Annotated in this window: 19 protein-coding genes; 10 read left to right on the top strand and 9 right to left on the bottom strand. The window is 46.2% G+C overall.

Going from position 1 to position 18,328, the window contains the following annotated elements; translation table 11 throughout:
* Nucleotides 1–743 precede the first annotated feature (743 nt).
* On the bottom strand, nucleotides 744–1,217 hold the full coding sequence (locus P2H89_RS27200) for a hypothetical protein (protein WP_275833049.1): 474 nt from the start codon (nucleotides 1,215–1,217) through the stop codon (nucleotides 744–746).
* A 77-nt stretch (nucleotides 1,218–1,294) separates the two neighbouring features.
* Between P2H89_RS27200 and P2H89_RS27195 the strand changes: the two genes are divergently transcribed.
* Together P2H89_RS27195 and P2H89_RS27190 are read left to right on the top strand one after the other, a co-directional pair.
* A complete protein-coding gene (locus tag P2H89_RS27195) occupies nucleotides 1,295–1,876 on the top strand; it encodes a Crp/Fnr family transcriptional regulator (RefSeq protein WP_275833048.1) in 582 nt (193 codons plus the stop codon).
* 133 nt (nucleotides 1,877–2,009) lie between these two features.
* Nucleotides 2,010–2,867: an SDR family oxidoreductase gene (locus P2H89_RS27190; RefSeq protein WP_275833047.1), complete on the top strand. Its 858-nt coding sequence runs from the start codon at nucleotides 2,010–2,012 to the stop codon at nucleotides 2,865–2,867.
* Nucleotides 2,868–2,939: 72 nt separating this feature from the next.
* On the opposite strand, the gene P2H89_RS27185 is transcribed toward P2H89_RS27190, so the two are convergent.
* From P2H89_RS27185 to P2H89_RS27155, 7 genes are all read right to left on the bottom strand, one after another.
* Entirely contained in the window at nucleotides 2,940–3,998 is a 1,059-nt protein-coding gene (locus P2H89_RS27185; protein WP_275833046.1) for an alpha/beta hydrolase-fold protein, read from the bottom strand.
* A gap of 20 nt (nucleotides 3,999–4,018) precedes the next feature.
* Nucleotides 4,019–4,957 carry a hypothetical protein gene (locus P2H89_RS27180; RefSeq protein ID WP_275833045.1) on the bottom strand — a complete coding sequence of 313 codons (939 nt, stop codon included), beginning with the start codon at nucleotides 4,955–4,957 and terminating at the stop codon, nucleotides 4,019–4,021.
* Nucleotides 4,954–6,372, bottom strand: coding sequence for a hypothetical protein (locus tag P2H89_RS27175; RefSeq protein WP_275833043.1), 1,419 nt, complete (start codon nucleotides 6,370–6,372; stop codon nucleotides 4,954–4,956). Before P2H89_RS27175 ends, P2H89_RS27180 begins: the two co-directional genes overlap by 4 nt.
* 283 nt (nucleotides 6,373–6,655) lie before the next feature.
* Nucleotides 6,656–6,895, bottom strand: a complete 240-nt coding sequence (locus P2H89_RS27170) for a hypothetical protein (RefSeq protein WP_275833041.1) — start codon at nucleotides 6,893–6,895, stop codon at nucleotides 6,656–6,658.
* 114 nt (nucleotides 6,896–7,009) lie between these two features.
* Nucleotides 7,010–7,495 carry a cyclophilin-like fold protein gene (locus tag P2H89_RS27165; protein ID WP_275833039.1) on the bottom strand — a complete coding sequence of 162 codons (486 nt, stop codon included), beginning with the start codon at nucleotides 7,493–7,495 and terminating at the stop codon, nucleotides 7,010–7,012.
* 76 nt (nucleotides 7,496–7,571) lie between these two features.
* A complete protein-coding gene (locus tag P2H89_RS27160; RefSeq protein WP_275833037.1) occupies nucleotides 7,572–8,141 on the bottom strand; it encodes a sugar O-acetyltransferase in 570 nt (189 codons plus the stop codon).
* A 68-nt stretch (nucleotides 8,142–8,209) separates the two neighbouring features.
* A complete protein-coding gene (locus tag P2H89_RS27155) occupies nucleotides 8,210–9,088 on the bottom strand; it encodes a helix-turn-helix transcriptional regulator (RefSeq protein ID WP_275833035.1) in 879 nt (292 codons plus the stop codon).
* 166 nt (nucleotides 9,089–9,254) lie between these two features.
* Between P2H89_RS27155 and P2H89_RS27150 the strand changes: the two genes are divergently transcribed.
* From P2H89_RS27150 to P2H89_RS27135, 4 genes are all read left to right on the top strand, one after another.
* Nucleotides 9,255–9,458 (top strand): KTSC domain-containing protein, encoded by a 204-nt coding sequence (locus P2H89_RS27150; protein ID WP_275833033.1) that lies wholly within the window; start codon nucleotides 9,255–9,257, stop codon nucleotides 9,456–9,458.
* A 10-nt stretch (nucleotides 9,459–9,468) separates the two neighbouring features.
* Nucleotides 9,469–9,726 carry a SemiSWEET transporter gene (locus P2H89_RS27145; protein WP_275833032.1) on the top strand — a complete coding sequence of 86 codons (258 nt, stop codon included), beginning with the start codon at nucleotides 9,469–9,471 and terminating at the stop codon, nucleotides 9,724–9,726.
* A gap of 200 nt (nucleotides 9,727–9,926) precedes the next feature.
* Nucleotides 9,927–10,196, top strand: coding sequence for a hypothetical protein (locus P2H89_RS27140; RefSeq protein ID WP_275833030.1), 270 nt, complete (start codon nucleotides 9,927–9,929; stop codon nucleotides 10,194–10,196).
* Nucleotides 10,197–10,226: 30 nt separating this feature from the next.
* On the top strand, nucleotides 10,227–10,388 hold the full coding sequence (locus tag P2H89_RS27135) for a DUF1328 family protein (RefSeq protein WP_275833027.1): 162 nt from the start codon (nucleotides 10,227–10,229) through the stop codon (nucleotides 10,386–10,388).
* 408 nt (nucleotides 10,389–10,796) lie between these two features.
* Here P2H89_RS27135 and P2H89_RS27130 read toward each other — a convergent pair whose 3' ends face one another.
* Complete coding sequence (locus P2H89_RS27130) at nucleotides 10,797–11,330, bottom strand: hypothetical protein (RefSeq protein WP_275833025.1); 534 nt, start codon at nucleotides 11,328–11,330, stop codon at nucleotides 10,797–10,799.
* A 151-nt stretch (nucleotides 11,331–11,481) separates the two neighbouring features.
* On the opposite strand from P2H89_RS27130, the gene P2H89_RS27125 reads away from it, so the two are divergent.
* The 4 genes from P2H89_RS27125 to phnA all read left to right on the top strand — a co-directional run bounded on the left by P2H89_RS27125 (nucleotide 11,482) and on the right by phnA (nucleotide 18,326).
* A complete protein-coding gene (locus P2H89_RS27125; protein WP_275833024.1) occupies nucleotides 11,482–12,072 on the top strand; it encodes an XRE family transcriptional regulator in 591 nt (196 codons plus the stop codon).
* A 213-nt stretch (nucleotides 12,073–12,285) separates the two neighbouring features.
* The gene (locus P2H89_RS27120) at nucleotides 12,286–15,423 is read left to right on the top strand and encodes a SusC/RagA family TonB-linked outer membrane protein (protein ID WP_275833022.1); all 3,138 of its coding nucleotides are present in this window, start codon (nucleotides 12,286–12,288) and stop codon (nucleotides 15,421–15,423) included.
* A gap of 18 nt (nucleotides 15,424–15,441) precedes the next feature.
* Complete coding sequence (locus P2H89_RS27115; protein WP_275833019.1) at nucleotides 15,442–16,947, top strand: SusD/RagB family nutrient-binding outer membrane lipoprotein; 1,506 nt, start codon at nucleotides 15,442–15,444, stop codon at nucleotides 16,945–16,947.
* Nucleotides 16,948–17,084: 137 nt separating this feature from the next.
* Nucleotides 17,085–18,326, top strand: coding sequence for a phosphonoacetate hydrolase (gene phnA / locus P2H89_RS27110; protein WP_275833017.1), 1,242 nt, complete (start codon nucleotides 17,085–17,087; stop codon nucleotides 18,324–18,326).
* The last annotated feature ends 2 nt before the right edge of the window (nucleotides 18,327–18,328 follow it).

Genomic DNA, 18,328 nt, shown 5'->3' with positions numbered 1-18,328 from the left:
CCTGTATAGTCAAATAAGCAAGAAATTATCTAACATTGTATAACTACTTTAGACAGGGTTATTTTACTGTATAACCCTTTTAGACATCACCGGAAACCTGTATAGTTATTTTAGCAAAGGACACAGTAGCCAAGGTGGGGAATTATTATTGTTTTGTTCGGTACTTGTTCGGTATTTGTTCGGTATTCCCTTAGGAAACCTTCGCAAAATAGCGAAGGTGGTACGAATGATTCTCGAACAAGGACCGAACAAAACATAGCGTTGGTTTAGCTGAGACAATACCCGGATACGACCAAGAGCATACGTTTTATTTCAAAAAAATGGGGATCGATGAGGTAGCTACATGGCTGTCGATAAATGACCTTCAGGTGCGGGTGGTAAAACACAAAGCATTGCTGAAACTCAAAAACTTATGCAAGGTCGACCAGCTTTTGGCATTGCTCTGGATGCTCTTGCTTTTATGGCCGGCCTCATTAATTTTAAAAAAAAGTTTGGGTTGGGCATTAACGTTTACCTGGTCAACTTGTTTTAGTAAAGTAAGAAGAGAACAGCGATCACAAACATCAAATTCAAAAAAAGAGTCTGTCAGTACATGATGCTACAGCCTTCAGGCAGCTGATATACAAGTTTGCTGATGGAGAGTGCACGTAAGAAAAAAAAAGACTAGTGCATGAGTTCATGAGCAGGTCGCCATCCAATGCAAAATTGGTTGACCTCCTGACTCAGATGGCTTTTACGGCTACTCAACTTCCGGGACGTTCTATAAAAAGGGAATTTAACCTGGAAACGAATGCTTCGTCCTGATCGACGCCTTCTTCGATAGTGTCAACATACCGCAAATGCTCCAAAGGAATCTGTACAATCTCGTATTCATTACCCTCCAAAGTACGGGCTTTGACCAGGTATACATCACCTGCATAATTTTGAAACGCACTTCGCATTTTGGCTTTTACCTGGTCGTAGTTTGTAAGCCAACCATACTCATGGTATTGAAACATACCCGTAAATTCGACTTTCCATTCTTCGCTGGTTTCAATGACAAAAAAGATCCGCTCCCGGATGTTCAGTTCAAAATAAACCATACAAAACAAAAACCACTGGTTTGTTTGGTCAAGTCTGAATACACCATTGACAGCGCCATCATACCAATCGATCGAATCAATGTCAGAGAATATTGGCTTAATCCCTTTATTAAGATGATAGACATCTAAAAACATACATTATTAATTTCTACTTCAGTCTACATTGAGTTAAAGATAGGAAGGTCTAAGAATCTTTGTCCTACTTTTACCCCATGTATGAGATTTTCCAGCAATACCTCGACGATAAGATTTCGCTGAGCAGTGAAGAGGCTTCGAGTATCCGGGAGTCTTCGATCATCAAAAAGATCAGGAAGCGGCAGTATCTGCTGCAGGAAGGCGATGTATGGAGATATGATGCGTTTATCGCGAAGGGATGTTTGCGCACCTATTCGATCGATGAAGCGGGCAGCGAACATATCATCGGGTTCGGTATCGAGAACTGGTGGATTGGCGACCGGGAGAGCCTGCTTTCCGGCCAGCCCTCCAGGTTCAATATCGATGCTGTGGAGGATAGCGAGGTGGTTTTATTTGCCCATACCAATTTCGAGAAGCTGTGCGTGGCCATACCTGCCTTTGGCCAACTGATCAATCAAATTCTGCAGAGAAGCTTTATAGCCTCCCAAAATCGCATACAGGCCGCACTGAGTTACACGGCCGAGGAAAAGTACCGGGCCTTCCTGGAAAAATACAGCGCATTCGCCAACCGGCTCCCGCAAAGCATGATCGCTTCCTACCTGGGGATCACGCCGGAAACACTCAGCCGCATCCGCAAGAACGCCAGCAGGAAACCCTGAACGATACGCTGGCGCCGGCAATTTCGTCTTGATGTATGTCAAGTTATTTCTTATCCTGCCTCAATGCCCAGGGGTACAGGTTATCCCATTTTTGTGGTGTCAAAAAACAGGCATCCACAAAAATTAAATAACCATGTCAAAGACGATTTTTATTACCGGTACCAGCACCGGTTTCGGAAAACTTACCGCTATTACGCTGGCAGCAGCAGGCCATTCAGTCATTGCCGGTATGCGCAATACTGCGACGAAGAATGCAGCGGTGGCAAAGGAGCTGGGCAAGCTGCCCAATATTGAAGTAGTGGACATCGATATCACCAGCGATGTGTCTGTACGGGAGGCTTTTCAACAGGTGTTGACAAAGTATGGCAAAATAGACGTGCTCGTCAACAACGCTGCCGTGAGCGGTTTTGGTTTGCTGGAAGGGTATTCCATCGACCAGGTCCGCAATATGTTTGAGGTAAACTTTTACGGCGTACTGCGGACTTATCAGGCTGTATTGCCTTCCATGCGCGCTGAAAAAAATGGGTTGATCATCAACATCACGACCGGCGCCAGCGGTCATACCCTCCCCTTTATGGTACCCTATATCGCTTCCAAGCTCGCGGTTGAAAGTATCACGGAAGGCGTACAGGACGAATTAGCTGCCTTTGGTATTGAAAACGTCAGCATTCAACCCGGCGTGTATCCCACTGAAATGACCAATGGCTCCAAGGCTGGCCTTTCGGCAGATAAGCCTGATATCGTAGCAGCCTATGGCGAGGAGGCGACCCAACAATTCAATGCCCTGGGAGCCGCCTTGTTTGGCAAAATGGCCCAATTCGACATGAACCCACAGACCATTGCCGACGGGATCCTGGCGCTGGTGGACATGAAAAAAGGAACTCGTCCGCTGCGTTTCCCACTGGATGCGATCGCGCAGGGCACCGATAAGGAATTTATTGAATCCCGCGCAGCCATTAAAGCAAAGTGGTTGGCTGCCTATAGTAATTGAGGAGGGGGCCCTGTTTCCCTGCCAACTAAATGGCAGGCACTTAATAGGCCTGATCAGGTGGGGCCGGGCCCGTTAGTTTGTTCTCTTTACGAATTGTTTATTGCCAAATGTCTCCAACCAACAACCTGGCGGCTTACCAGACGCATTGTCAAAATGGATATTGAAAAATTGCGCGGTGGCGTAAAAATCGGTTTCACTGGCTGCATACAAAGTAAATAGCCGGTTGCTGCCGAAATAGAGCGCCAGTTGACTGTTGTCATTTTTGAGCTGCATCGTCCGCCCGTCTGGTAATTGATAAGTACCGGCATAGCTGTTCAACACACCGGCCGCCAGGTTCAATTGGGGTCTTTCGAAAACATATTGTAGCCCACGGGCATAGGTTTCATGCTTGGTGCCTGAATGGCCGGTGTTCTCCAGTATCTTTGACTGCAGGCGAACGGATGGATATTGGCGCGCCACCATATTGGCGGAAAATTTTTCAAAGACGGGGCGGGTTGTTTCCACGTCACCCATTGTCATATACAGACGTACCGGATTGGGCAAACGCTTTTTGGCAAACGCCTGCTCAAACTTATACAATACTTCATTATCCCAGGGAATATATGGACTGGCCGCTACATAACCGGTGAACAGGTCGGGCTGGGTGAACAAGGTGTATAAGGTAAACACCGCTCCACCCGAACACCCCATCAGTGTCCTGTTCTTACCATCCGCCTTATAGTTAGACTCGATGAAGGGAAACAATTCCTGCTTCATAAATGCCAGGAACTGATCCGCTCCACCGCTTTGCGGCATGGCGTCTATTTTAGTGGGCGTATAGTCTCTTTTGCGCAGGCTGTCGTAATTGGCCTGTTCTCCACTCCAGGTTACCCCTACAATGATCAGTTCGGGAATAAACCCATCATAGTAATAATCGCCGTATAAACCAGTCACCAGCTTGAAATCCCATTGCGCATCCATTTGATATACAACAGGATATTTTTTGTCGGCTGTCTTGTAGTCCCTGGGTAGCATGATGTGCAGTTCATATTCCTGGCCTGCAACGATCTTTGAAGTGATCTTCCTCACCTCAGATCCCGGAATGGTCACTGCCGGATACTGCGCCTGTACTTTTGTAAGTACAAGTGCCATGAAACAAATGATAAGGTATTTCATAACGAAGTAAGCGGAATAGGTGTCCGGGCCGGATTTTTTATAAGATCGACAATACCAGCGATAACAGCTGATCCCCCGTGCCAATATACTCGCACAATCATATTTGCATTACCGGCCTGTCGTACCGTATGTAATTCTATAGTCCTCTGCTGCAATAGTCCCGTGCCAAAAAGGTCGCATACACCATTTCTCCTGTAAACGGCCACATAGCATTGCTCCTTTTCTAACGGGCCGGCCAGGATCATGCGTGAATAAGTCCATCGGTCGTGCTCTTCACTGCGCCTGACGATCGCGCCAATCACCGAGGGCTTTCCCATCCTATAACTGAACCCTGCACCGACTGTTTCTTTATGGAACATCACCACCGTGTCGTTATTAATGCATTCGATCTGTACACCGCCAGGGTCGAAGCTTCCTAAATTAAAGGTACCAGCATTCACTTCACCAATTATCTTACTGCTGGTTTCGGGAGCCAGTAAGCCGGATTTAAAACTGCGGGAACGTTGCAGGGGTAATTGTTTTTGCACGGACGTCGGCGCTTTGAAATATTTTGGCGTTAACCCTAACCGGTGACTTATTACGGTATGCACGAATTCCAGTAACGGATCCTGCTTTGTTTTCTCCAGTGCTGCCAAAACACGTTTGCTGCCCGTTTGCATTAATACGGATACTATCTGTTTACGAACTATATGATCCGTTCCAGCCAATAACAGATACAACAAACGTTCTTCCAATTCTTCATTCATATAACACCGCAACTGCAGGATAAGGTCTGCTTTAACAATGGGCTCGACTCCTTTTTTATCGATCAGCAAGAGCAAGCTGGCTAATTCATCAGCATTCGACAAGCCTTGCGCCGGAATTTTGCTTACCATTTCCCGTGTCAGCGATTCGGCTGAGCCATTGAGTAAAATAGTAAGGTACTCGAGTTTCATGATGGATAGTTGAGTTTGCGAACAAAACAATGTTCCTTTATTTTAGAAACCTGGTCCTCCTCTAATAAGGTGGTGTTCATAGCACCAAACTTTCGCATAAGGTTGAGGCCCTCATCGCGATGCTCCAGACCCAGATAATGACATATTTCGTGAGCCATAACGACTCCCACAGGAATGGCAGCTCTTACCTCAACGACGGAGCCATTCATCTGGCAGGGATAGGATTTATCACAACTTCCATCCACTGCTGAAAAGCCGGCTGTTTCACCAGCATACGTACTTACGCCGAATACATCTACCGCAAAATTAGGCACCGACCATTCATGCGTGAGATCCCTTGCCTCATCGTCATCATCGATATCCTCATGGCCGTCGGCGTCGGCCTGTCGTATCAGGGATTCTGTAACCAAGTTCAACCGCATGCCATGGGGCCTGAGTATCGCTGCGGCATCCATAAAACCGTTACGAAAAAGAGTCCATTGCGAGTTTGGCCAGACATCACCGCCCACCCCTATTATATTCACATGAACGATCGCATCAAAAACATGCAGCAACCGGAACAAAGGAATGCTGCCTTCTACCTGGACAGAAAATATATTGCAAGCCGTTCCTTCGTCTACATATCCTAAGTTAATAGCGTTGGTATGGTCTTTATCATCTGTAGTATAAAAATGATCTCCCCGGCCAGGGTGATACATCCTCAGGAATGGGATATTATTGTCGGCAGGCACCGCGTCCACATAACCAACTATTCCTTCCCACGAATAATTCAGATTATTGATCGCATGGGTGATCTCCGTAATATTTGTAGAATAGAAAAAATCAAAGGGATCCCGGCGATGGCATCTGTATAGCGGGATGATGGATGGATGGCTCGTCATCGGTAAATGACAGGCGATGTGTTCATTGCGAAAGCCTAGATTGTTTACAGCATGCCGGTGTTCATTTTCGTCTGTTGTATAAAAATGATCATTGTTCACGGAATTATAAGACCGGAATAGTGGAGTATTGATCCCAGGCGATGGCGCCGCGTACACGAAACCCGCGGGACCTTCATCAACATAATTAAAGACGTTGATCGCATTGGCCTTTTCTTCCTCATTGATCGTATATAAATAATCTCCGTGGTCCGGGTTGCGCAACCGCGACAGTTGCACTGTACCGGGTGTGGGCAAGGGGTAAATAAAACCAACCTGGCCATCGCCCACAAAACCAAGAAAATTCAATACATAATTATATTCCTGAAGACTGGAGAGCAGGTGAATGCCATTTTTGGGATTGTAAGAACGGTACAGCATTACGGGTGCGCCAGCAGGCTCCGGATACACAAATCCCGCAATTCCTTCCAATTCAAATGCATTGATGGAAAGGTTTGCTTTCTCGAACTCATTTGTGGTATATAGATGTTCCCACATACAAATCCAGTTTGCACAGTAAATTAGCCGGGAAATTAAATAAGTGTAAAGGTACGTTAGATAATTCCGGTTCACACGAATATCCTTATCAGACCCAGACTATTGACATAAATCAAACATTGCCGACGGGATCCTGGCGCTGGTGGACATGAAAAAGGAACACATCCGTTGCGTTTTCCGATAGATGCGATCGCGCAGGGCACCGATAAGGAATCTATTGAATCCCGTGCGGCCATCAAAGCAAAGTGGTTGGCTGCCATAGTAACTGAAGATTGGTTCCTGTTCAAATTGTCTTTGCATCGATCACATAGCGATAGCGCGCTTTCCTGTTCACTACATTTTCCCAGGCTTCGTTGACAGCTTCCGCTTTTATGACCTGAATCTGCGGAACAACTTTGTTTTTAGCACAATAGTCGATCACTTCCTGTGTTTCCGGAATGCCACCGATCAGGGAAGCATTGAAGTTGACCCGGGTATTAGCCAATGCGATGTTATTGAGGGTGAGGGTAAAACCCGCGGGCATCCCTACCTGTGTGTAAGAGCCGCCAACCTTCACTACGGACGCATATATCCTGCATTTACGTAGTTAATGAATGATGGATTACTGGCCTTTGTATTATTTATCCCTTATGGCCGCCTATTCTTTTTCAAAAGATACGGTCACGTTACCGGCACCAACGGCTGCTGCCAGGCCATCCGGGTTGTCAATAACACCCAGTCTTGTATAGCTGTACGAAGTGGAAAAGGTTTTATAGAAAAGAACCACTGTTTTACTACCCCAAAGCAGCAAGTCACCGGTTTTGATCGTTCCCGGATTGGTTGCATTTGTAGGGAGGTTATTAGGAAGATCATAATACTTTTCATTGCCATTCAGTTCGGTCATAGAAACCGTTAGGGGCAGTAATGCAAGAAACGCCTTTGCGCTTGCATTACTTGCCAGCGTTACGTGGAAGGTGGCAGATCCGATTGTTACTTTCATTTTACGGATGGTTGTATCACTGATAGATGCCGTATCTGTTGGAGGCGTGTCTGGGTTGTTGCTGCCGGTAGATTTCCCACAAGCTGCATAAGCCGTACACAGCAAAGAGAACAGTAAAAACATTGCCATAGTCGTCCATCTCATACAAGTAGGATTAAAAGTTTTGAATTGAGGATATTATACTACGGTGTCTAGTCATATCCGCCCGGATGAGGCCGCCTTACAGGGATTTGATGATCCTGGCCGGTATACCGCCTACGACCACATTGTCCGGAACATCTTTCGATACCACGGCTCCTGCGGCCACCACTGAATTTTCTCCAATGGTAACACCTGCCAGGATAGTAGCACCAGCTCCAATCCAGGCTTTCTTTTTGATCCATATCGGTTTGGATATAGTGGCCCGCCTTTGCGCAGGAGGTAATGGATGGTTGGTAGTGATGAGGTTTACCTTGGGGCCGATCAATACTTCATCCTCCAATGTAATGCCACCCCTATCCATGAAAGTGCAGGCATGGTTTACGAACACATTTTTACCAATCTCTATGTTCTCTCCAAAGTCAGTATAAAAGGGAGGAATCAGGAAAAAACTTTCACCCACTGTTTTATTGATCAAACGACTGAACAAGGCACGGATGGCTCCAATATCATCCGTGACGAGGGTATTGAGTTCGGCCGTTGTCTTGATCGCTTTTAGGATAACCTTAAACAAGGCCGGATACTCCGGGTCATCCAGTGCAATGATTTCTCCTGCTTTGTCCCTAGTAAATATGGTTGATGATGTATCCATAACGGATACAAAGGTCAGGCATTAAACCCTACCGCTTATTATGACTATCAATCCAATCATTAAGATTTTCAAACCTCCTGGCTGCGCATCGCGGTAGGATTGGTGCCAGTCAGTTTTTTAAAGAAGTTATTGAAGTAGGTAGGATATTCAAACCCAAGCGAATAGGCAATGTCGGCGATATTCCAGTCGGTGTGCAACAGCAGCGCTTTGGCCTCACTTAAAATACGTTCCGTAATATGGGAGGTGGTAGGCTTACCGGTGACTTCCTTTACGGCCCGGTTGAGGTAATTGACGTGAACCGACAGCGTTTTGGCATAATCCTGTGCTGTCCTTAACTGAAGCGGACGATCAACGCTTTCAATGGGGAATTGCCGCTCCAGTAGTTCCAGGAAAACCGAGGTGATGCGTGAAAGCGCATTTTTATGCTGATCGACGTGCCCGGAAGGTTGTATTTTCAGTGCCTCATGTATGATAAGGTTGATATAATTACGCATCATATCATCCTTGTACATATAGTCGGTTTGCTGTTCCTCGACCATTTTTCTGAAGATGGTATTCAGGAACTCGCGCTGACTTTCGCTGATCTCCAGTACAGGCGTGCCACCGATCTTGAATAACGGTGATTGTTGCAGGCTTTCAGCACGCTCAGACTGCTTCAGAAACTCTTCTGAGAACAGGCAGGTATAACCAACATAAGTCGTAGAGATCGTTTCCCAGGAATAAGGTATATGTGGATTGCCGAAAAACAGGATGGTGCCATCCATGTCGAAGGTGCGGTCAGCGTAATGGATCCTGCTTTTACCAGTGGTTAAGCAAATTTTATAGAAATCTTTCCGGTTATATACGCGGGTGGCCTGTCCGTCTTCCTCTATCTGAAAGACATTGAAGCCCTTTAATTTCAACTCAGCGTTGAAGGTTGATACAGACCGGCCGCTTTTCTTATCCATACCACAAAATTAAGAAAATCAATCTTGCGTTATCGGTCATTTTTAGAAAGCACTATTCTTTGCAGGTATGATCATGTGGCAGCTATAGTTAACGCAAACGGATTTCGGAAAGGATGCACACCTACTGCGTACCTGAGTCGGGCACAGGAATTATGCCTATACCTTCATGCCGTCTACGGTCATCGCACATATTGAATACATTCCCACGGAAGAAGTATTAAGGATCGCATTTAACCCGGGCGCCATCTACGAATATCTGCAAGTACCCGAGTCGGTTTACAAAGACTTGCAGCAATACCGCGAGAAGGCATTTTTCCTCAACAAGTACATCAAAGCGAAATACACTTTCAAGAAAGCCACCAACGGCTAAAGCAAAGCCTATGGAAACCATACAACTCATAGGTATCGCCGCCAGCATCGGAACCGGAATTTCTCTATTGCCCCAGCTGGTGAAGATCATTCGCGAAAAGAAAGCCGAAAACGTATCAATGCCCATGTTGGCGGTTCTATTTATGGGCTTGGTTTTGTGGGTAATCTATGGCATCCTGAAAAAAGACTGGATTATCATAGGCTCCAATGCCTTATCGCTCTTGCTGAATGCCTGTACGGTCATCTTCAGCTTAAAATATAAGCAATGATTCCCTGCAAACCCTAGAGCTGATGGGGAAGCTGAGCAGGAAGATGGTGACAAAGAAGAATAACCTCAGGGTTATGGCGTAAACTAATTTGGTGGCGAAAACGGGGCACACCTTAGTACAAGGGGCTCCACAATAGAGGAGAGCGTCCGCTAATTTCCTCCTGGCAGCATAATTGAGCGATTTATTGCAAAGCAAAAATTATGGAACTTACCACCAATAGCCAACACCGTGAAGGTTCGGTGGCTAAATCGATTGAAGAGCAAACCGCAAAGTTACCTTCCGACACGTTCCTTTGGGCCTCTATTGCCGCCATGGGTATATCACTCACCTTGAAGTTGATGGGTCAAAAACACACTGCCCTGTTCATTGGCCAATGGGCTGCGCCTTTTTTGCTCTTTGGCATATACAACAAGATCGTTAAGACGCACGGGCACGATGAGGAAGACAAAGAAGACGGTAAGGAGCAATAATTACTATTACTAACCATAAAACTCCCATCTATGCTACGGTATTCAATCATTTTTCTGGTAATTGCTATCATTGCCGCTATTTTCGGTTTCGGAGGAATAGCTGCCGGCGCAGCAGGCATTGCCAAGATTTTATTTTACATCTTTCTGGTAATTTTTATCATTTCGTTGTTCTTCGGCAGGAAAAGTGTTTAACGGCAACTGGTTACAGGGAGACTTTCAGAAAGTAACTACTGCCTGATAATAGAGCTTGAGCCTCTCCCATCGGATAACGATCTATTACCCTATTCAGCCCCAGGGTATCCGTGAATTTAACGAACCATCCATGGATTGGGTGAAGGTGTCTGAGCCCGCTCTTGGGGGCCGGGTTTTATCTGCCAAAATTCATAAATGCAGGCAAAGTCTAACGCAATGGGATAAACTATGGATTATCTTACCAGCGCAAAGAATAGCTTTAGCAATAAGGTTACACCTGGTTCTTCTGGACCGGGTTTCTTTTTGCTCTTGCCTCCTAACCGTTTGCATCTTCCCGTATATAATGGCAAAAGGTATTGGCCAGCATGCCGCACCAGAAGGCAGCAACCCGGAAACTGACGTGGGGAACTAATCCTCTGCATCCGCGTACATCGTTCTGGCGAGGACGAAATAAACGAGCAGGGCTGGTATGGCTGCGATAAAAACAGGCAACAACAACTCGATCTTCATAAAACCTATTCTGCCCGAAAAATAGAGGCGGTGAACAAAGGGGTAAACCATGGGAAAAATACCGCATCCCAAAAGTCCCGCTACAGGCCTTGGCTTTACCCCCCAGAAACCGATAAGGGCTGAAATGGCGATGACGCAAATATACCAGGCCGTTGAAGTGATGCCGAAAAGCGGCCCAATCACCGAGATCATCAGGACAACGTAGGGGACGATCTTTTGCCCCTGTCCGCCAGTGTCATGATGACGCTCTTCGATCTGGTCGATGATTCTGTTCTTATGCTCCCGATACGCGGCCCAAACCAGTTGTTTGGCCGTCGCTTCATCGTAGCCGTGGTGGACCAGCCTGGCTTCAGCGTTGGCGAAAGAAAAATCTCTTTGGGAAAAAAGTTGGTGAAGTTCGTCTCTCTGTTCCGGGGTAAGGGTGTTGTTCATAGTTCGGATTTGGACATTGGAATTTATCAGTCGAAGCGCAAAGAAAACAGAAAAGCCGTAAAATTCCAATCCTCCAATCTTCCCCTGAAAACCCCCAACTTCTTGAAAATAGATCAGGAACCGATATATTTATCGCTGTAAATGATAATCTATGCAGGAAGACATGCTCTTACAGATCAGTAATAAGATCAAAGTGATCCGTAAGCAAAAGAACATTACCGTGCAGGAACTGGCCAGTAAAGCAGATGTAAGCAAGGGCCTGATCTCGCAGATCGAAAACAACCGCGCGGTGCCTTCCCTGCCGGTTTTGATGAGCATCGTGCAGGCATTGAATCTCGACCTCAACGAATTCTTTAAAGATATCACGCCCAAAAAGAAAACCCCGCCCAAGGTGATCCTCAAATCGCCCAAAGACTACCAGACCTTTGAAAAAGAATATGCCAAAGGTTTTTTATATCACCGCGTTTTCACCCGTACTATTCATAGCGTGCCGGTCGACTTTGTTTTGCTGGAAATGAAAAAAGGAGCCCGCCGGAACAAGCTGATACAATCGGAATCGGTTGAATACAACTACATGGTAAAAGGTAAAGTGGAATACCATGTCGATGGAAAAAGCTACATCTTCAGCGAAGGTGAATCCATTTTCCTGGACAGCCGGATGCCGCACAAGCTGGCCAATATTGGCGACGGCGACGCCCTGATGCTGGTCGTATATTTCTTTATCACCGATGCCCATAAATAATCTCCCGGCTTGAGCGATCATTTATAGCCTCCCCTCCATACGTATTACCAAATAGTTAATTAGGAAGTTTCGCAAACGTTTGCCTACGCAAGGGCATACGATTGCGCAGGGATTGTTTAGTATTAGTAAACTTTTGTTTACTAATTGTCTGTATATTTATACTAAACACGGGATACATATACTAAACAACTTCTTCAATCCAAAACTTCTTCAATGAGACTGCTCAAACTAACTATGTTGCCGGTATGGCTTACGGTGGTAGCGCTATTTGCCGGTGTGGGTGCTGCCTTCGCCCAAAGTGAAATTAAAGGTGTTGTTACCGATCCAGGCAACCAACCTTTGTCTGGCGTATCGGTACTTGTAAAAGGCTCCACTTCCGGAACCAGTACCGATCTCCAGGGACGGTTCACCATTAGTGCGCCTGCAAACGGCACCCTTGTTTTTAGCAGGGTTGGTTATACCCCACAGGAAGTGGTATTAAAAGGGCAATCCTCGATCGACTTGCAACTGCAGCCAGGAAAAGAAGCCCTGGATGAGGTGGTGGTAACAGCCCTCGGTATTAAAAAAGAAAAAAAGGCGGTTGGCTACTCCGTGCAGGAGGTAAAAGGCTCCGAATTGGTGAAAGCGAAAGAGCCCAATGTTATCAATTCGTTGACCGGCAAAGTAGCAGGTCTGCGTATTGCCGCTTCTTCCAACCTTTTTGGCGATCCCGGTATTGCCTTGCGCGGAAGAGGTACTATTATCGTAGTGGATGGTGTTCCCATCAACTCTGATTCCTGGAACCTCAGCGCGGATGACATTGAAAGCTTCTCGGTGTTGAAAGGACCGTCTGCCGCCGCTCTGTATGGTTCAGCCGGTGCCAATGGCGCCATTCAAATTACCACCAAAAAAGGCTCCAAAAACAAACGGGGCTATTCGGTAGAATTCAACTCCAGCACCCAGCTTCAAACAGGCTTTAACGCCGAACCTGGTTTGCAAGCCGAATATGGTCCCGGCTCCAACTTTCAATATGAATTTGTGGATGGTAAAGGCAGTGGCACCAATGATGCCGACTATGATGTATGGGGTCCCCGTTTTGAAGGACAACTCATCAATCAATGGGATAGCAAGGTTGACCCCGCTACCAATAAGCTGATCCCTTTGCCCTGGACAGCGAAAGGAAAAAACAACCTGCACAACTTTTTGCAGAATGGCATTCTATCTTCCAATAACCTCGCCATCTCGGCCAACAATGATAAAGGAGATATTCGTTTCTCCATTACCCAGCTTTACCAGCGTGGCCAGGTGCCGAATACAAAGCTCAATTCTACCAACATCAATTTTTCGGGCGGGTTGAACATCTCTGAAAAATTAAGACTGGAAGCCAATATCAATTACAATAAACAATACACCCCCAATTACCCCCGATTTGCTTACCAGCCAGCCAGTCCGATCTATTCCATGATGGTTTGGGGCGCCGCCAATTATGATGTCCGCGACCTAAGGGATTACTGGCAACCCGGTAAAGTAGGCACGCAGCAGAAAAATGTAGAATACTATCAATATAGCAATCCCTGGTTCACCGCCTATGAGCAATTGCAAGGTTATTATAAAGATGATATTTATGGCTATGCCAAATTGAAATACAATATCACTAATAACCTGGACATTCACTTCCGTACGAATGTCAGCACCAACTACCTCAACCGGCAAAACCGTTTCCCCATCTCTACCTCGCAGTATAATGGCGATGGTAATTATTTCCAGAAAGGTGGGTATAATGAATCCTTCAATTTCTTCTGGGAGAATAATACGGATGTATTGGCTACCTACAATAAGGACATTACCCCGAATTTCTCCTTCAAAGGATCAGTGGGCGCCAACCTGTTATCCAGGAAAACAAATTATCAATACAGCCATACCAATAATGGTTTGTTGGTTCCTCAATTATGGACCGTTCAAAACAGTGTTGACCAACCCTCTGCAGAAACCAGCAAATCGGCTTACCAGCGCAAAAGCGTGTATGGCTATGCAGACTTTGATTACAAGAAAATGCTCTTCCTGAGTTTAACAGGTCGCATGGACCAGTCATCAACGCTGCCAAAGCAAAACAACTCTTACTTCTACCCTTCTGTTTCATTGAGTGCGCTTATATCCGAAATGGTGCAGCTACCTTCTTTTGTTTCCTTTGCAAAGCTCAGAGCATCCTATGCAAAAGTGGGAACTGATCTTGGTCTGTATTCTTTATCCCCTGTTTACTCTACCGGCGTAAGATGGAATGGAAACCCTTCTCTGTATTATGGCGGTACTTTGTATGATCCGGAAATTTTGCCTGAATTCAATAAGGCATTGGAATTTGGCGCCGATCTGCGTTTCCTGAATAACAGACTGGGTATTGATGTCACCTATTTCAGGAATATTGAAGGCCCTTCTATCTTCTACCTTCCCCTGTCTTCCAGCAGCGGTGTTACCTCATTGCAGCGAAACGGGCTGACCTACAAACGCACAGGTGTTGAATTGATCGTAACAGCTACGCCGATCAGGAAACAAAACTTCAGTTGGGATGTAACGATCAACTGGTCAACACAACAACGTTATTTAAAGGAAGTGTATGATACCTTAAAATCGTATAACCGGGTGAAGGTTGGTGAAAGAACCGACATGTTGTTCCTTTCCGATTTCCAAAAATCGCCAGACGGACAAATCGTTTACAATGCCAGCAATGGAAGGCCGTTGTTCAATAACTATACTACACTGGTGGGCTTCGGCAATGAAAAATGGATTGGCAGCTTACAAAATACCTTCCGTTACAAAAGCTTCAGTCTTGGGTTTATGCTGGATGGCCGCTACGGGGGCAAACTGGTTAATTACCTGAACCAAAAGCAATGGCAAGCCGGCGCCCATCCTGAATCGGCCAATGAATTCCGCCTGGCCGATTGGAACAACCGTAATACAGCTGGTTATGCCGGTACCTATGTAGGACAGGGTGTTAACATCACCGGTGGCACATTGGTCGTGGATGGAGATGGAAATGTGGTTTCTGATACCAGGACCTTTAAGGGAAACAGCAAACCCATTAAATGGGAATCATTTGCCAAAGGTTATTGGGGAAGCAGCATTGCCAACCTGGTCGATAAATCCTTTATAAAACTGCGGGAAGTGATCATTACCTATAATGTATCCCCAAAATTGCTGTCAAAGCAGAAGTTCTTCAATGCCGCTTCGGTATCGATGGTTGGCCGCAACCTGTGGTATCGTGCCAAAGACAAGAACGCCAGGAACATCGATCTTGACCAATGGACCAGTACCAGTACCGAACTGGAAACCCCTTCTATTAAAAGTTTTGGCGTGAACCTACACCTCACTTTCTAAACTTTAAAAACAACAACCATGAAATCTGTATATAAAAAATGGATACTGGCCGCCGGACTCGTTTCGGCGCTGTCAACAGGATGCAAGAAAATTGAGGAATTGCAGCAGAACCCGAATGCTTCTGATCAGGGATCTCCGAAGTTGATCCTTACCGGTATTGAATATGATTTGTATGATAATTCCTGGACCAGCTACTCCTATCCGCACCGGATGGCGCAATCCCTTGTCCTGAACTTTGATTATTATGGCAACCAGGCCTATAACTGGGGATCGGGTGACCTGTATTATAATACCCTGCGCAATGTGGCCCGTTTGGAAGTAGAAGCAGACAAACTCGGCAGCAATGCAGTCACCAAAAGCTATAAGATCCTCGCCAAATTCATGCGCGCCTGGCTATATAGCCGGATGTCGGAACAAATGGGCGATGTTCCTTTGAGCGATGCCATGAAGGCCGCAGAAGGCACTTATTATCCCAAATACGACCCCCAGAAAGAGGTGTTCAAACAATGCCTGCAATGGCTGGAAGAAGCCAATACCGAATTAGGCGCTATCATCAGTGAAAATCCCTCTACTGCTGTGCAAGGAGATGTATTCTTCAATGGCGACGTTACCAAATGGAGAAAAGCGGTGAACTCTTTAGCCCTGCGGATACTGATCAGCCTCAGCAAAAAAGAAGCGGATACCGACTTAAAGATCAAGGATAAGTTCAATGCCATTGTAAGCAACCCCTCTAAATATCCTGTAATGACAGGCAACGGGGATAATATGAGCATGACCTACAATAGCAGCCACCTTAGCAACAATTTCCCCATCTGGCCGGATGATTCAAAATTCTATGTCAACCGGAATATACTAGGCGCCACCTGGGTCAATATCCTTACTGCCCAGAAAGATGCCAGGATATTCAAAATTGCCTCACCAGCTACCGGCATTGCCGATGATCCGCTGAATCCCTTTGCGCGGTACAAAGGAGCCAAGACGGGAGATATTCAAAGTGATATTCAAACCCAAACCAACCTGGGCAAGTATGCTACGATCAACAGGGACTATTGGCTGAAAGATGCTAACGGCGTACCCTGTATTCAGTTAGGCGCCAGCGAGACCTATTTCAATATTGCCGAAGGCATCAACAGGGGTTGGACCAGTGGAGATGCAGCCGACAATTATAAAAAAGGCATTGAAACATCGACGGCATTCTACGGTGTAACACAAACAGCGGCCTTTTGGACCCAACCTGAAGTAACCTACAAAGGCAATAATGCAGACGGCCTGAAACAGATCCTTACCCAGAAATATGCAGGCTTTTTCCAGAACTCAGGATGGCAGGCCTTCTTCAATCAACGCCGCACAGGAGTGCCCACGTTTGATATTGGTCCGGCTAATGAAAATGGTGGCAAAATACCAGTACGCTGGACATATCCGCAATCAGAGTACACGAATAATGGGGTCAGTGTAAAGGCGGCTGTTCAAGGCCAGTTTGGAGGATCGGACACCAGGAACGACGTAATGTGGATATTAAAATAGTTCTTTTCTCATAAGCAATCATACAGCAAAGGGCCGTGTTCTCACGGCTCTTTCAAAAGTTTCGAACGAAACCAGGCAGCACGTAGCATGCACAACTATCACCTTTTGAAATCATTTAAGCGAATAAATTTAATCTAATGGCAATTTCAACACAGGCATTTGAGGCAAACGGAATAAAGTACCAACCGGCAGCCAAACCCATTGTAGTGATTTGTATCGATGGATCGGCCGATGAATATGTAGATACCACCATGTCATTCGACAGAATGCCCAACCTGAAACAAATGGCAAAAAATGGCTACCGTGGTATGGTGCGCGGCGCTTTGCCTTCTTTTACCAATGTCAATAACTCTAGCATCGTTACCGGTGTATCGCCGGCCGTGCATGGCATCAGCGGCAACTTCTTTTATGATGCCGCCAAGGATCAGGAGGTGATGATGAATTCGGCCGAATACCTGCGTGCGGAAACCTTATTGGCTGCTGCGGCCAATGCAGGCAGAAAGGTAGCAGTGGTGACCGCCAAAGAAAAATTAAGGGACATCCTTTCGTATAAAATGAAAGGCATTGCCATCTCTGCCGAAAAAGCAAACCAGGCAAAAAAGGAAACACATGGCATCGATAATGTAGAAGAACTGGTGGGTCACAAAACGCCCGCTATCTATAGTGCCGATGCCAGTCTGTTTGTATTGCGTGCCGGTGTGGCCTTTATCGAAAAGGGACTGGGCGATTTTCTGTACCTCTCCCTCACCGATTATATGCAGCATACGTATTCACCCGAAGCAGAAGAGTCCCTGGCTTTTTATGAAGCGATGGATAAAGAGATCGGAAAGCTGATAGCCCTGGGCGCTGTTGTTGGCGCCACGGCCGATCATGGCATGAATGCAAAAATAAAAGCAGATGGCTCGCCCAATGTGTTGTTTGTAGAAGATATGCTGGAAGAAAAGTTTGGCGAAAATGGCTTCCGTGTTATTTGTCCGATCACTGATCCTTACGTAAAACACCACGGCGCTTTGGGCTCTTACGTAGTAGTGCATGTAGGCGATAAAAGCAAAATTAATGATATAAAGAACTGGCTGGCGGTACAACCCGGCATTACCGAAGTGTATGACAGGGCCACCGCGGTTCATGTGCTGGAGCAACCGGAAGATCGTATTGGTGATCTGGTCGTCCTTTCGGGAAGAGATGTAGTAGTGGGACGCCGACCGCAGTATCATGACCTCTCTGCATTGGATGGGACGCTTCGTTCGCATGGTGGACGCTATGAGGAAATGGTACCGATGGTGATCTCCCACCCTTTGAGTGCAGCGTATAAAATGAAAGCAGCAGGCGATCCGAGAAACTTTGACATTTTCGATTTTACCGTGAATGGAACGAATTAAAA

Origin of the sequence: Paraflavitalea sp. CAU 1676 (assembly GCF_029223285.1) — a bacterium.
In the GTDB taxonomy this organism is placed as follows: Bacteria; Bacteroidota; Bacteroidia; order Chitinophagales; family Chitinophagaceae; genus Paraflavitalea.
This window is presented reverse-complemented; position numbering and strand designations above follow the sequence as displayed.

Coding starts and splice junctions, on each gene's coding strand:
- P2H89_RS27200 (WP_275833049.1), bottom strand. CDS start 1,217: ATGTTTTTAGATGTCTATCATCTTAATAAAGGGATTAAGCCAATATTC.
- P2H89_RS27195 (WP_275833048.1), top strand. CDS start 1,295: ATGTATGAGATTTTCCAGCAATACCTCGACGATAAGATTTCGCTGAGC.
- P2H89_RS27190 (WP_275833047.1), top strand. CDS start 2,010: ATGTCAAAGACGATTTTTATTACCGGTACCAGCACCGGTTTCGGAAAA.
- P2H89_RS27185 (WP_275833046.1), bottom strand. CDS start 3,998: ATGGCACTTGTACTTACAAAAGTACAGGCGCAGTATCCGGCAGTGACC.
- P2H89_RS27180 (WP_275833045.1), bottom strand. CDS start 4,957: ATGAAACTCGAGTACCTTACTATTTTACTCAATGGCTCAGCCGAATCG.
- P2H89_RS27175 (WP_275833043.1), bottom strand. CDS start 6,372: ATGTGGGAACATCTATATACCACAAATGAGTTCGAGAAAGCAAACCTT.
- P2H89_RS27170 (WP_275833041.1), bottom strand. CDS start 6,895: ATGCCCGCGGGTTTTACCCTCACCCTCAATAACATCGCATTGGCTAAT.
- P2H89_RS27165 (WP_275833039.1), bottom strand. CDS start 7,495: ATGAGATGGACGACTATGGCAATGTTTTTACTGTTCTCTTTGCTGTGT.
- P2H89_RS27160 (WP_275833037.1), bottom strand. CDS start 8,141: ATGGATACATCATCAACCATATTTACTAGGGACAAAGCAGGAGAAATC.
- P2H89_RS27155 (WP_275833035.1), bottom strand. CDS start 9,088: ATGGATAAGAAAAGCGGCCGGTCTGTATCAACCTTCAACGCTGAGTTG.
- P2H89_RS27150 (WP_275833033.1), top strand. CDS start 9,255: ATGCCGTCTACGGTCATCGCACATATTGAATACATTCCCACGGAAGAA.
- P2H89_RS27145 (WP_275833032.1), top strand. CDS start 9,469: ATGGAAACCATACAACTCATAGGTATCGCCGCCAGCATCGGAACCGGA.
- P2H89_RS27140 (WP_275833030.1), top strand. CDS start 9,927: ATGGAACTTACCACCAATAGCCAACACCGTGAAGGTTCGGTGGCTAAA.
- P2H89_RS27135 (WP_275833027.1), top strand. CDS start 10,227: ATGCTACGGTATTCAATCATTTTTCTGGTAATTGCTATCATTGCCGCT.
- P2H89_RS27130 (WP_275833025.1), bottom strand. CDS start 11,330: ATGAACAACACCCTTACCCCGGAACAGAGAGACGAACTTCACCAACTT.
- P2H89_RS27125 (WP_275833024.1), top strand. CDS start 11,482: ATGCAGGAAGACATGCTCTTACAGATCAGTAATAAGATCAAAGTGATC.
- P2H89_RS27120 (WP_275833022.1), top strand. CDS start 12,286: ATGAGACTGCTCAAACTAACTATGTTGCCGGTATGGCTTACGGTGGTA.
- P2H89_RS27115 (WP_275833019.1), top strand. CDS start 15,442: ATGAAATCTGTATATAAAAAATGGATACTGGCCGCCGGACTCGTTTCG.
- phnA (WP_275833017.1), top strand. CDS start 17,085: ATGGCAATTTCAACACAGGCATTTGAGGCAAACGGAATAAAGTACCAA.